Origin of the sequence: Streptomyces sp. CC208A, from assembly GCF_030010625.1 — a bacterium.
Taxonomy (GTDB): domain Bacteria; phylum Actinomycetota; class Actinomycetes; order Streptomycetales; family Streptomycetaceae; genus Streptomyces.
In genome coordinates this window covers 309,983-322,021 of sequence record NZ_JASCXN010000001.1, presented here as the reverse complement: position 1 = coordinate 322,021, position 12,039 = coordinate 309,983, and the positions used below count along the sequence as shown (strand labels likewise).

General features: G+C 72.3%; 10 protein-coding genes. 4 read left to right on the top strand and 6 right to left on the bottom strand.

Annotated features, from left to right (window positions below; translation table 11 throughout):
- Positions 1-431 precede the first annotated feature (431 nt).
- The gene (locus QK442_RS01440) at positions 432-1,346 is read right to left on the bottom strand and encodes a TIGR01777 family oxidoreductase (RefSeq protein WP_282691887.1); all 915 of its coding nucleotides are present in this window, start codon (positions 1,344-1,346) and stop codon (positions 432-434) included.
- A gap of 46 nt (positions 1,347-1,392) precedes the next feature.
- Here QK442_RS01440 and QK442_RS01435 point away from each other — a divergent pair, with 46 nt between their 5' ends.
- Positions 1,393-1,893 (top strand): GNAT family N-acetyltransferase, encoded by a 501-nt coding sequence (locus tag QK442_RS01435; protein WP_282691886.1) that lies wholly within the window; start codon positions 1,393-1,395, stop codon positions 1,891-1,893.
- 94 nt (positions 1,894-1,987) lie between these two features.
- Here QK442_RS01435 and QK442_RS01430 read toward each other — a convergent pair whose 3' ends face one another.
- A complete protein-coding gene (locus tag QK442_RS01430) occupies positions 1,988-2,515 on the bottom strand; it encodes a DUF4240 domain-containing protein (protein ID WP_282692047.1) in 528 nt (175 codons plus the stop codon).
- A 161-nt stretch (positions 2,516-2,676) separates the two neighbouring features.
- On the opposite strand from QK442_RS01430, the gene QK442_RS01425 reads away from it, so the two are divergent.
- Complete coding sequence (locus tag QK442_RS01425; protein WP_282691885.1) at positions 2,677-3,615, top strand: SDR family oxidoreductase; 939 nt, start codon at positions 2,677-2,679, stop codon at positions 3,613-3,615.
- On the opposite strand, the gene QK442_RS01420 is transcribed toward QK442_RS01425, so the two are convergent.
- Positions 3,606-4,595 carry a WYL domain-containing protein gene (locus QK442_RS01420; protein WP_282691884.1) on the bottom strand — a complete coding sequence of 330 codons (990 nt, stop codon included), beginning with the start codon at positions 4,593-4,595 and terminating at the stop codon, positions 3,606-3,608. The two genes, QK442_RS01425 and QK442_RS01420, sit on opposite strands and share 10 nt — an antisense overlap.
- A gap of 127 nt (positions 4,596-4,722) precedes the next feature.
- On the opposite strand from QK442_RS01420, the gene QK442_RS01415 reads away from it, so the two are divergent.
- A complete protein-coding gene (locus QK442_RS01415; RefSeq protein ID WP_282691883.1) occupies positions 4,723-6,255 on the top strand; it encodes a sodium-dependent transporter in 1,533 nt (510 codons plus the stop codon).
- Positions 6,255-6,392 (top strand): methionine/alanine import family NSS transporter small subunit, encoded by a 138-nt coding sequence (locus QK442_RS01410; protein WP_282691882.1) that lies wholly within the window; start codon positions 6,255-6,257, stop codon positions 6,390-6,392. Before QK442_RS01415 ends, QK442_RS01410 begins: the two co-directional genes overlap by 1 nt.
- A 66-nt stretch (positions 6,393-6,458) precedes the next feature.
- Here QK442_RS01410 and aceE read toward each other — a convergent pair whose 3' ends face one another.
- The 3 genes from aceE to sucB all read right to left on the bottom strand — a co-directional run bounded on the left by aceE (position 6,459) and on the right by sucB (position 11,977).
- Positions 6,459-9,161 carry a pyruvate dehydrogenase (acetyl-transferring), homodimeric type gene (gene aceE / locus QK442_RS01405; RefSeq protein WP_282691881.1) on the bottom strand — a complete coding sequence of 901 codons (2,703 nt, stop codon included), beginning with the start codon at positions 9,159-9,161 and terminating at the stop codon, positions 6,459-6,461.
- Positions 9,162-9,434: 273 nt separating this feature from the next.
- Entirely contained in the window at positions 9,435-10,058 is a 624-nt protein-coding gene (locus tag QK442_RS01400; protein WP_282691880.1) for a GntR family transcriptional regulator, read from the bottom strand.
- A gap of 131 nt (positions 10,059-10,189) precedes the next feature.
- Positions 10,190-11,977 (bottom strand): 2-oxoglutarate dehydrogenase, E2 component, dihydrolipoamide succinyltransferase, encoded by a 1,788-nt coding sequence (gene sucB, locus QK442_RS01395; RefSeq protein WP_282691879.1) that lies wholly within the window; start codon positions 11,975-11,977, stop codon positions 10,190-10,192.
- Between the last annotated feature and the right edge of the window lie 62 nt (positions 11,978-12,039).

Below are 12,039 nucleotides of genomic sequence, written 5' to 3'. Positions count from 1 at the left end.
GTTGGTGGCCTATGCCCCCAACAGGCCCCCGGAATACCCGGGTTCGCGATCCGTGTCGACTGGTGGGCACCGAGGCTGAAAGGCGTTCCGCGATTCCGGTACGATCGTCAAGTCCCGCAAGGGACAGGGCGAGAAGACGCCCTGAGGGAGTCAACCGCATCGTGTTCGTCACCGGCTTGCCGGCACGAATCACGCGGCAGTACGGCCCAGGCCGTACCTCTGCTCCCCGAACGCTGGACCAGCGCCCCGAGCGACCCCGGATGAGCCGCCCCCGGGCGACCACGCCGGACAGCTCGGGAACCGCCCCGGCTGCAATCCGTATCCCTACGGGAACAACGGACCAAGTCTTAGGCAGCGCTCCCACGGCACGGGCCCGCGCACAGCGGGCTTGCCGCAGCACGGGGGGAGCGCAGGGGGCGCGGGAGCCCCGCTCAGCGGGCCGCGGCGGCCCGGATCGAGGCGTCGATGGTGGGGAAGGCGAAGGAGAAGCCGGAGGAGAGCAGCCGCGCCGGGACCACCCGCTGACTGCCGAGGACGTCGTCCGCGAAGTCCCCGAGGACGAGCCGCAGGGCGGGCGCGGGGACCGGGAAGGGCGTGGGGCGGCGCAGCACCCGTCCCATCGCCGCGGTCACCTCGCGGTTGGTGACCGGTTCGGGGGCCGTCAGGTTCACCGGACCCGACAGCGACGGGGTGTCCATCAGGTGCCGCAGCGCGGCGACCTCGTCGTGGAGCGAGATGAAGGACCAGTACTGGCTCCCGTCGCCCATCCGCCCGCCGAGCCCCGCCCTGAAGAGGGGGAAGAGCCGCCCCCACGCGCCGCCCTGACGGGCCACCACGAGGCCGGTGCGGGCGTACGTGACGCGGATCCCGGCCTCCTCGGCGGGTGCCGCCGCGGCCTCCCACTCCACGCACACCGACGGCAGGAAACCGGTGCCGGCCGGGGCGCTCTCGTCCACCGCGCGGCTGCCTGTGTCGCCGTACCAGCCGAGGGCGGTGCCGCACACCAGCGCCTCGGGCGGCTCGGCGAGCCCGGCGAGGGTCCGGGCGATCGCGGTGGTGCCGAGCACCCGGCTGTCCCGGATCTCCCGCTTGTACGCCTCGTTCCACCGCCGCTCGCCGACGCCCGCGCCCGCCAGGTGCACGACCGCGTCCACGCCGACGAGCCCGGCGCCGTCCACGTACAGCCGCTTCGGGTCCCACTCGACCTCGTCGGCGGTCCTGGCGGGCCGGCGGACGAGCCGGAGGACGTCGTGCCCGTCGGCGCGCAGGGAGCGGACGAGGGCGGCCCCGATGAGCCCGGAGGCCCCGGTGACGGCGACACGCTTGCGGATGGCGGAAGGCTGCATGCGCCCATCCTGCCCGGTGGGCTCCGGGCGTGGCAGAGTGGCCTGCATGACCGAGCCGGAGACCTTCGTGATCCGAGCGGCCCTCCCGGGCGACGCCGAGCCGCTTGGCCTGCTGGACCGGGAGACCTGGTCCCCGCTCCACGCGGTGCTGCCCGCGCCCTCGGAGCCGTACCCGCCCTTCTTCGGCGAGCGCCACCGGCCCGAGGACCACCTGGTGGCCGAGCGGGGCGACGCCCTGCTCGGATACGTACGGATCGGCCGGCCGACCCCGCTCGACTCCAACGCCCACGTCCGCCAGATCCAGGGCCTCGCCGTCGCCGACGCGGCCCGGGGCCAGGGGGTGGGCCGCGCCCTGCTGCGCGCCGCCCTGGTGAAGGCCCGTGCCGACGGCGCCACCCGCGTCACCCTGCGGGTCCTCGGCCACAACGTCCCGGCCCGCGCGCTCTACGAGGCCGAGGGCTTCGTGGTGGAGGGCGTGCTGCCGGGCGAGTTCGTCCTCGACGGGCACCCCGTCGACGACGTCCTGATGGGCCGCTCGCTCAGCTAGCCGGCTCCCGGCCGGCCGGGACCGACGTCCCCGCCGGGACCGACGTCCCCGCCGGGACCGACGTCCCCGCCGGGACCGGCGTCCCCGCCGGGGCCTACGCGGCCCCGAACCGCTCCCACAGCCGGGGCAGCCGCTCCGCGAGCGCCGCCTCGTCGGACAGGTCCAGGGGTACGCCCTCCGGCTCCCCGGTCGGCATCACCAGACCCAGGTCCGGGGTCTCCGTCCCGGTCAGCGTCTCGTACGCCTCGTCCGCCGCGAAACCCAGCTCCTCGCCGTCCCCGTCCAGCTCCGGATCGAACTCGTCGAGCAGCTCCGCGAGCTCGTCCGGGTCCGCCACGCCGCCCTCGTACACCTCCCGGCCCTGGCCGATCAGCCAGCAGCGGAAGGCGTCGAAACCCTCCTCGCGCTCGCCCCGCCCGTCGAGCAGGACCGCCGCCGCGCCCCACACGTCCCAGTGGTAGGCGCGGTTGAAGCGGGCCTCGAAATGGCGTGCGTAGTCGAGCACCGTCTCCGGATCCAGCCGGGTCAGCCGTTCCACGAGCAGATCGGCCTGCTCCTCGGCATCACCCTCGGCCTCCTCACGGGTGGCGTCGATGATCTCCCAGAACTCGGTCTCGTCCATCACGCCACCAGCATCGGGGCTCGGGCGGGACGACGCACCCGGAATGCCCGAAAAGAAACCGGACAGCAGATGTCGTCATTGGCTGCCACCGTCGAGGCATGACGGACAGGACAGGCATGACGGACAGGACAGACGGGACGGCCATGACAGGTATGACGGGCATGACGGGTACGACAGCGGGAACGCGGCCGCTCCGCGGCAGGACCGCCCTGGTCGCCGGCGCCACCCGGGGCGCGGGCCGCGCCATCGCCGTGGAGCTCGGGGCCGCCGGGGCCACCGTGTACGTCACCGGGCGCACCACCCGGGAGAAGGCCAGTGAGGTCGGACGGACCACCGAGACCATCGAGGAGACGGCCGAACTGGTCACCGCCGCGGGCGGCGAGGGCATCGCCGTGCCCACCGACCACCTGGAGCCCGACCAGGTGGCGGACCTTGTCGCACGGATCGACCGGGAACGGGGACGGCTCGACGTGCTGGTCAACGACATCTGGGGCGGGGAGCACCTGGTCGCGGCCGGCTTCGGCAAGAAGATCCACGAGCTGGACCTCGCCGACGGGCTGCGGATGCTGGAACTCGGCGTCAAGAGCCACCTCGTCACCAGTGCGGCCGCCGTCCCGCTGCTGATCCGCCACCCGGGCGGACTGCTCGTGGAGGTCACCGACGGCACCGCCGACTACAACGGCACCCACTACCGCGAGAACATCTACTACGACCTGGCGAAGACCGCCCCGATCCGGATGGCCTTCGCCCTCTCCCACGACCTGAGGCCCTCCGGCTGCACCGCCGTCGCCGTCACGCCCGGCTGGCTGCGCTCCGAGCAGATGCTGGACCACTTCGGGGTGACCGAGGCGAACTGGCGGGACGCCACCGGGAAGGTCCCGGACTTCGCCGTCGCCGAGTCCCCCGCGTACCTCGGCCGAGGGATCGCCGCCCTCGCCGCGGACCCGGACCGGGCGCGCTGGAACGGGCGGTCCCTGTCCAGCGCGCAGCTGGCGAAGGAGTACGGCCTCACCGACACGGACGGCTCGCGGCCGGACGCCTGGGGCTTCATCCTCGCCAAGGAGACCGACGAGACGGTGTCGCCGGACGACTACCGCTGAGGACGCCGAGGACGGGGCTCCCCGTACAGCTCCGCCAGCCCCCTGGCCGCCCGCGCGAAGCGCTCGCGCAGGGTCTCCGGGGCCAGGACCTCCGCCTCCGGGCCCAGGGCGAGCAGCTGACCGTACGCCACCTCCTCGTCCTCCACCCTCAGGGTCGCCGTCAGGCGGCCCTCCGCGTCCCGTTCGGCCGCCGCCAGGGCCTCCTCGGCGGCCGCGCGGTCCGTCACGTGCGCCAGGCGGCGGGCTCCCGCCTCCGTCAGACGGAGGGTCACCTCGGCGCGCAGCAGCGAACGGGCGAACTCCGCCGCCCGTTCGGCCCAGAAGGACGGCAGGTCGAACTCCGGATCCCGTACGAAGTGCCCGGCGCGGAGCTCGACCGCCGTGAACCGGTCCACCCGGTACGTGCGCCAGGACCCGCCCGCGCGGGCGCAGACGTACCAGACCCCGGCCTTCAGGACGAGCCCGTACGGTTCGAGCTCCCGCGTCACCTCGCCGTCCGGCCGCCGGTAGCGGGCCCCGACCGGCCGGTCGTCCCAGACCGCCTCGGCGACCGGGGCCAGCAGCTCCGGGGTCCGGGGCTCCTGGTACCAGCCGGGGGCGTCCAGGTGGAAGCGCTGGGCGGCCGAGCGGGGCGCGTCCTTCAGGGCGGGGGAGAGCGCCGCGGCGAGCTTGAGCCGGGCCGTCGACGCGGTGTCCTCCAGGCCCATGTCGCGCAGCGCGCCGGGCAGCCCGGACAGGAACAGCGCCTCTGCCTCGTCGCGGGCCAGGCCGGTGAGCCGGGTGCGGTACCCGCCGATCAGCCGGTAGCCGCCGGTCCTGCCCCGGTCCGCGTAGACCGGGACCCCCGCCTCCGAGAGGGCGAGGGCGTCCCGGGTGATGGTCCGTTCGGAGACCTCCAGCTCCGCGGCGAGCTCGGCCGCCGTCATCGAGGGGCGGGACTGGAGCAGCAGGACCATCTTGATCAGCCGGGCGGCGCGCATGGCCGCCATTGTCCCCCGTCCCGCTCCGCCGCCCGGCGCTTCGAGGAGCGAACCGGGATGTTCCGGGCTAACGTGCCCTCAGGTCAGTTCTGGAGCAGGGACACCCGCGACGACCGAGGACAGGCACATGACGGTACAACCCCGTGAGCAGTGGACCACGCGTGCCGGATTCCTGATGGCGGCGATCGGATCCGCCATCGGTCTGGGCAACATCTGGAGATTCCCGGCCGTCGCCTACGAGAACGGCGGCGGCGCCTTCCTCCTGCCGTACCTGATCGCCCTGCTCACCGCCGGCATCCCTTTGCTGATCATGGAGTACACGATCGGCCGCAAGTACCGGATGTCACCGCCGGCGGCACTGCGCCGGATGTCCCGGCCCGCCGAGGTCATCGGCTGGTGGCAGGTGGTGATCTCGTTCGTGATCGCCACCTACTACGCGGTCATCATCGCCTGGGCCGTGCGGTACGTCGGCTTCTCGGTGGGCCAGCAGTGGGGCGACGACCCGCAGGCCTTCCTCTTCGGCGACTTCCTGAAGGTGGCCGAGACGCCGGGCACCGTGTCGAGTTACGTGCCCGGGGTGCTCTGGCCCCTGATCGCCGTCTGGGTCGTCGTGCTCGTCATCCTGGCGTTCGGCATCCGGCGCGGCGTCGAGCGCGCCAACCGGATCTTCATCCCGCTGCTCGTCGTCTTCTTCGTGGCCCTGGTGATCCGGGCGCTGACCCTGGACGGCGCCGCCACCGGGCTCGACGCGCTCTTCTCGCCCGACTGGTCGGAACTGGGCAACGGCAGCGTGTGGGTGGCCGCGTACGGGCAGATCTTCTTCTCGCTGTCGATCGGCTTCGGCATCATGGTGACGTACGCCTCGTACCTCGGGCGCAGGGCGGACATCACCGGCTCCGCGATGGTGGCCGGCTTCGCCAACAGCTCCTTCGAGATCCTCGCGGGCATCGGCGTCTTCGCGACCCTCGGCTACCTGGCCACCGCCTCGGGGGTCCCGGTGGGCGAGGTCGCCAGCGCGGGCCTCGGGCTCGCGTTCGTCGCCTTCCCCGCCGTCATCTCCGAGATGCCGCTGGGCGGCCTGTTCGGCGTCCTGTTCTTCTGCTCCCTGGTGGTCGCCGGACTCTCCTCGCTGATCTCCATCGTGCAGGTGGTCGTCTCCGCGGTGCAGGACCGCACCGGAATGCGCCGGATCCCCGCCGTGTTCGGCATCGGCGGCCTGGTGGCGGTCGTCTCGATCCTGCTGTTCCCGACCGACGACGGCGTGTACCTGCTCGACGCCTCCGACCACTTCATCAACGCGTACGGCATCGCGCTCGCCGCCCTGGTCGCCCTCGTCGTCATCGTCTGGCTGCTGCGGAAGCTGCCCGAGCTCCAGCGGAACGCGGACGCCACCTCGGCGATCGCCCTCGGCCACTGGTGGCGGATCTGCCTCGGCGTCATCACCCCGCTGGTGCTCGGCTGGATGATGATCGACAGCCTGCGCAAGGAGTTCGACGAGAACTACGAGGGCTACTCGACGACCTTCCTGCTCACCACCGGCTGGGGGGTCGCCCTCGGCGCCCTGGTCGTCGGAGTGGTCCTCTCCCTGATCCCGTGGAAGGCGGGCGGCGAGGACATCGACCTCGACATGGAGGCACCGGAAGAAAGGAAGGAGCCCTGATGTCGGCAGGCGCCATCGTCATGATGATCATCGCCATCGCCATCGTGTGGGGCGGCCTGGTCGCCGCCATCATCCGGCTGCGACGGCACGCCCCCGAGCCCGAGCCCCCGCCGCCGGGGGTCCGTCCGGCCGAGTGACCGGCGAACAGGTGGGGCCCCGCCGCGACGGTCTCCGTCGCGGCGGGGCCCCACCTGTCTCGGTTCCTACAGGCCGTAGCGCTCGCGCGCCTCCTTCACGGCCGTCGCCGGGACCTCGCCGCGGCGGGCGAGCCGGGCCAGCGAGGCGGCCACGATCGACTGGGCGTCGACACCGAAGTGGCGGCGGGCGGCGGCGCGGGTGTCCGAGAGGCCGAAGCCGTCGGCACCCAGCGAGGACCAGTCCTGCTCGACCCACTGCGCGATCTGGTCCGGGACCTGGCGCATGTAGTCGGAGACCGCCAGGACCGGCGAGTCGATGCCCGCGAGGGCCTGGCGCACGTACGGCACCCGCTCCTCGCCGCGCAGCAGCGCCGCGTCCGCCTCCAGGGCGTCGCGCCGCAGCTCGGTCCAGGAGGTGGCGGACCACACGTCGGCGCCCACGCCCCACTCCTCGGCGAGCAGCTTCTGCGCCTCCAGGGCCCAGTGGATCGCGGTGCCCGAGCCGAGCAGCTGGATCCGCGGGGCGTTGGCGGGCAGGGTCAGCCCGGCCGACTCGGCGGTGTTGAAGCGGTACAGGCCCTTGACGATGCCCTCGTCGACGCCGGCGTGGCCCGGCTTGGCCGGCTGCGGCAGCGGCTCGTTGTAGACCGTCAGGTAGTAGAAGACGTCCTGGTCCTCGCCCGGCGCGGCCTCGCCGTACATCCGGCGCAGACCCTCCTTGACGATGGCCGCGACCTCGTAGGCGAAGGCCGGGTCGTAGGTCAGGGCGGCCGGGTTGGTGGCCGCGATGACGGGGGAGTGGCCGTCGGCGTGCTGGAGGCCCTCACCGGTCAGGGTCGTACGGCCCGCGGTGGCGCCGACGAGGAAGCCGCGGCCGAGCTGGTCGCCGAGCTGCCACATCTGGTCGGCGGTCCGCTGCCAGCCGAACATCGAGTAGAAGATGTAGAACGGGATCATCGTCTCGCCGTGCGTGGCGTACGAGGTCGACGCGGCGATGAAGTCGGCCATCGAGCCGGCCTCGGTGATGCCCTCGTTCAGGATCTGGCCGTTGACGGCCTCCTTGTAGTACATCAGCTGGTCGCGGTCGACCGGCTCGTACGTCTGCCCCTTCGGCGAGTAGATGCCGAGCGAGGGGAACAGCGACTCCATGCCGAAGGTGCGGGCCTCGTCAGGGACGATCGGGACCCAGCGCTTGCCGGTCTCCTTGTCGCGCACCAGGTCCTTCACCAGCCGGACGAAGGCCATCGTGGTGGCGACCGACTGCGAGCCGGAGCCCTTGTCGAAGGCGGCGAAGGCCTTCTCGGCCGGGGCCGGCAGCGGGGCGACCGGGTGGACGCGGCGGGCCGGGGCGGGGCCGCCGAGGGCGGCGCGGCGCTCCTGGAGGTAGCGGACCTCGGGGGAGTCGGCGCCCGGGTGGCCGTAGGGCACCACGCCGTCGACGAACTGCGCGTCGGAGATGGGCAGTTCAAGAAGGTCACGCATGTTCTTGAACTCGTCCGTCGTCAGCTTCTTCATCTGGTGGTTCGCGTTCTTCGACGCGAAGCCCTCACCCAGGGTGAAGCCCTTGACGGTCTGCGCCAGGATCACGGTCGGCGCGCCCTTGAACTCCAGGGCCGCCTTGTACGCGGCGTACACCTTGCGCGGCTCGTGGCCACCGCGCGAGAGGTGGAAGCACTCCAGGATCCTGTCGTCCGAGAGCAGCTTCGCCATCTCGACGAGCGCCGGGTCCTTGCCGAAGAAGTCCTCGCGGATGTAGGCGGCGTCACGGGTCTGGTACGTCTGGACCTGCGCGTCCGGCACCTCGCGGAGGCGGCGGACCAGGGCGCCGGTGGTGTCGAGCGCGAACAGCTCGTCCCAGGCGTTGCCCCAGAGGGTCTTGACGACGTTCCAGCCGGCGCCGCGGAACTGGGCCTCCAGCTCCTGCACGATCTTGAAGTTGGCGCGGACCGGGCCGTCGAGGCGCTGCAGGTTGCAGTTGATGACGAAGGTCAGGTTGTCCAGACCCTCGCGGGCCGCGAGCGCGAGGGCGGCGGTCGACTCGGGCTCGTCCATCTCGCCGTCGCCGAGGAAGGCCCAGACGTGCGAGGCGGAGACGTCCTTGATGGAGCGGTTGGTCAGATAGCGGTTGAAACGCGCCTGGTAGATCGCGGAGAGCGGGCCGAGACCCATGGAGACGGTGGGGAACTCCCACAGCCAGGGGAGGCGGCGCGGGTGCGGGTAGGAGGGCAGGCCCTCGCCGCCGGACTCCTGCCGGAAGTTGTCGAGGTGGGCCTCGGTGAGGCGGCCGTCGAGGAAGGCGCGGGCGTAGATGCCGGGGGAGGCGTGGCCCTGGATGTAGAGCTGGTCGCCGGAACCGTCGGCTTCCTTGCCCTTGAAGAAGTGGTTGAAGCCGGTCTCGTAGAGCCAGGCCGCGGAGGCGAAGGTGGCGATGTGGCCGCCGACGCCGTGCTTGGAGCCGCGGGTGACCATCGCGGCCGCGTTCCAGCGGTTCCACGCGGTGATCTTCCGCTCCATCTCCTCGTCACCGGGAACGCCGGGCTCGGCGGAGGTGGGGATGGTGTTGAGGTAGTCCGTCTCCAGGAGCTTGGGCAGGGCGAGGCCCGCGCCCTCGGCGTGCTGGAGCGTGCGGCGCATCAGGTAGGCGGCCCGGTGGGGGCCGGCGGCCTTGGTGACGGCGTCGAGGGAGGCCGCCCACTCGGCGGTCTCCTCGGTGTCACGGTCCGGGAGCTGGTCGAGCTCGCTCGGAATCTTGCCTACGGGATCGGTCATGATCGCCGCCTTCCGGACAGGTGGGGTGGAGACAAAAACGGTGGCCTTGTCTGGCAGGACAGGGCGAAGGGCCGGGTGACGGCCCGCCGAAGACTGTAAACCGCCGATCGATGATCGATCAAAGGGTTGAAGGGGGAAACCTCTCCAGACCAGGAAAGTCGGCACAGGGTGCCGTGGAATCGGGCACCCGGTGCCGCGTTTTCGCTTCTTCTTTCGAATACCGGAAAACGCCGGAAACCCCGCCGGAACGGGGCTCCCACCTGCGGCGACGGCTCAGGCGCGCGGCGCGCAGCCCAGCACGTGGGCCTTCACCAGGGCCCCGATGTTCGGATCGCCCCGGCGGAAGGCCTCCACCAGCTCCTGGTGCTCCTCCGCGTACGACTTCTGCACCGTGCCCAGCCAGCGGATCGACAGGGCGGTGAAGACCTCGATGCCGAGCCCCTCCCAGGTGTGCAGCAGCACGCTGTTGCCGGCCGCCTTCACCAGCTCGCGGTGGAAGGCCACCGTGTGCCGGACCTGCGCTGTGCCGTCGGAGCTCGCGTCCGCCTCGTACAGGGCCGCCACGTGCGGCTCCAGGGCCGAGCAGTCGGCGGACAGCCGGGGCGCGGCCAGCTCGGCCGCGATCTGCTCCAGACCGGCCCGGACCGGGTAGCTCTCCTCCAGGTCGGCGGCGGTGAGGTTGCGGACCCGGACGCCCTTGTTCGGCGCCGACTCGATCAGCCGCAGCGACTCCAGCTCCCGCAGCGCCTCGCGGACCGGCGTCTGGGACACCTCCAGCTCGGTCGCGATCCGGCGCTCCACGATCCGCTCGCCCGGCTTCCAGCGGCCGCTGACGATCCCCTCCACGATGTGCTCGCGGATCTGCTCGCGCAGCGAGTGGACGACGGGGACGGTCATTGAGCGGCTCCTCCGGGAGTTCGTGACCCTTAGACAATACGGCGGTGCCCCCGTCCGGACCCACATCCGGACGGGGACACCGCTGGTGAGGCTTGTTACGTTGCCTCGGAGGGGTAGAGCCCTACAAGTCCTTACAGGCCGAGGTCCACCTCGAACTCGCCGGCCTCCAGGATCGCCTTCACGGCCACCAGGTAGCGGGCGGCGTCGGCGCCGTCCACCAGACGGTGGTCGTAGGAGAGCGTCAGGTAGGTCATGTCACGGATGCCGATGACGGTGCCCTCGGCGGTCTCGATCACGGCCGGGCGCTTCACCGTGGCGCCGATGCCCAGGATGGCGACCTGGTTCGGCGGAACGATGATGGTGTCGAACAGCGCGCCGCGCGAACCCGTGTTGGAGATCGTGAAGGTCGCGCCCGCCAGCTCGTCCGGGGTGATCTTGTTGCCGCGGACCTTGCCGGCCAGCTCCGCCGTGGCCTTGGAGATGCCGGCGATGTTCAGGTCGCCCGCACCCTTGATGACCGGGGTCATCAGGCCCTTCTCGGAGTCCACCGCGATACCGATGTTCTCGGTGTCGAAGTAGGTGATCGTGCCCTCGTCCTCGTTGATCCGGGCGTTGATGACCGGGTGGGCCTTCAGCGCCTGGGCCGCCGCCTTGACGAAGAACGGCATCGGGGAGAGCTTGACGCCCTCGCGGGCCGCGAACGCGTCCTTGGCGCGGGCGCGCAGCTTCATCAGCTTGGTGATGTCGACCTCGACGACCGAGGACAGCTGGGCCTGGCCGTGCAGCGCCTTCATCATGTTGTCGCCGATGACCTTGCGCATGCGGGTCATCTTGACGGTCTGGCCGCGCAGCGGGGAGACCTCCAGGGCCGGAGCGGCCTTCGCGGCGGCCGGAGCGGCGGCGGGGGCCGGGGCGGCCTTCTTGGCCTCGGCGGCCGCGAGGACGTCCTGCTTGCGGATGCGGCCGCCGACGCCGGAGCCCTTGACGGTCGCCAGGTCGACACCGTTCTCGGTGGCGAGCTTGCGGACCAGCGGGGTCACGTAGGCGCCATCCTCCGAGGGCGCAGTCGGAGCGGCGGCCGGGGCCGGGGTCGCCGGGACCGGGGTGACCACGGCCGGGGCCAGCGACGGGGCGGGCGCGGCCGGGGCGGCCGGAGCCTGCGCCGGGGCGGCGGCGGGGGCGGCCGGGGCGGGAGCCGGGGCAGCCGGGGCCGGAGCGGCCGGGGCCTGCACCGGGGCGGCCGGGGCCGGGGCGGCGGGCGCGGCCGGCGCGGCACCCGCGGCGCCGATGACGGCCAGCTTGGCGCCGACCTCGGCGGTCTCGTCCTCGCCGACGACGATCTCCAGGAGCACGCCGGAGGCGGGCGCCGGGATCTCGGTGTCGACCTTGTCCGTGGAGACCTCAAGGAGCGGCTCGTCGGCCTCGACGGTCTCGCCGACCGACTTCAGCCAGCGGGTCACGGTGCCCTCGGTGACGGACTCGCCGAGCGCGGGCAGGACCACGTCCGTGCCCTGGGCGGAACCGGCACCGGCGGCGGCCTCGGCGGTCGGGGCCGGGGCCGGCTCCTGGACCTCGGTGGACGGGGCGGCCTGCGGCGCCGGGGCGGCCGGGGCCTCGGCGGCCGGAGCCGGAGCGGCGGCGGTCTCGGCGGCGGGGGCCGGGGCGGCCGCGGGGGCACCCGAGCCGTCGTCGATGATGGCGAGCTCCGCGCCGACCTCGACGGTCTCGTCCTCGGCGACCTTGATGGAGGCGAGGATGCCCGACGCGGGGGCGGGGATCTCGGTGTCGACCTTGTCGGTCGAGACCTCGAGCAGCGGCTCGTCGGCCTCGACACGCTCACCCTCGGCCTTGAGCCAGCGGGTGACGGTGCCCTCGGTGACGCTCTCGCCGAGCGCCGGCAGGGTTACGGAAACCGACATGGTTTCAGTTGCTCCTAACGAATTGCGGAAGTTGGTCGTCGCGCCCTGTGATGACGTGAGCG

What these genes read in the sequence shown, in the direction of transcription:
- QK442_RS01440 (WP_282691887.1), bottom strand. Translation starts at nt 1,346, where the DNA reads ATGCAGCCTTCCGCCATCCGCAAGCGTGTCGCCGTCACCGGGGCCTCC.
- QK442_RS01435 (WP_282691886.1), top strand. Translation starts at nt 1,393, where the DNA reads ATGACCGAGCCGGAGACCTTCGTGATCCGAGCGGCCCTCCCGGGCGAC.
- QK442_RS01430 (WP_282692047.1), bottom strand. Translation starts at nt 2,515, where the DNA reads ATGGACGAGACCGAGTTCTGGGAGATCATCGACGCCACCCGTGAGGAG.
- QK442_RS01425 (WP_282691885.1), top strand. Translation starts at nt 2,677, where the DNA reads ATGACGGGTACGACAGCGGGAACGCGGCCGCTCCGCGGCAGGACCGCC.
- QK442_RS01420 (WP_282691884.1), bottom strand. Translation starts at nt 4,595, where the DNA reads ATGCGCGCCGCCCGGCTGATCAAGATGGTCCTGCTGCTCCAGTCCCGC.
- QK442_RS01415 (WP_282691883.1), top strand. Translation starts at nt 4,723, where the DNA reads ATGACGGTACAACCCCGTGAGCAGTGGACCACGCGTGCCGGATTCCTG.
- QK442_RS01410 (WP_282691882.1), top strand. Translation starts at nt 6,255, where the DNA reads ATGTCGGCAGGCGCCATCGTCATGATGATCATCGCCATCGCCATCGTG.
- aceE (WP_282691881.1), bottom strand. Translation starts at nt 9,161, where the DNA reads ATGACCGATCCCGTAGGCAAGATTCCGAGCGAGCTCGACCAGCTCCCG.
- QK442_RS01400 (WP_282691880.1), bottom strand. Translation starts at nt 10,058, where the DNA reads ATGACCGTCCCCGTCGTCCACTCGCTGCGCGAGCAGATCCGCGAGCAC.
- sucB (WP_282691879.1), bottom strand. Translation starts at nt 11,977, where the DNA reads ATGTCGGTTTCCGTAACCCTGCCGGCGCTCGGCGAGAGCGTCACCGAG.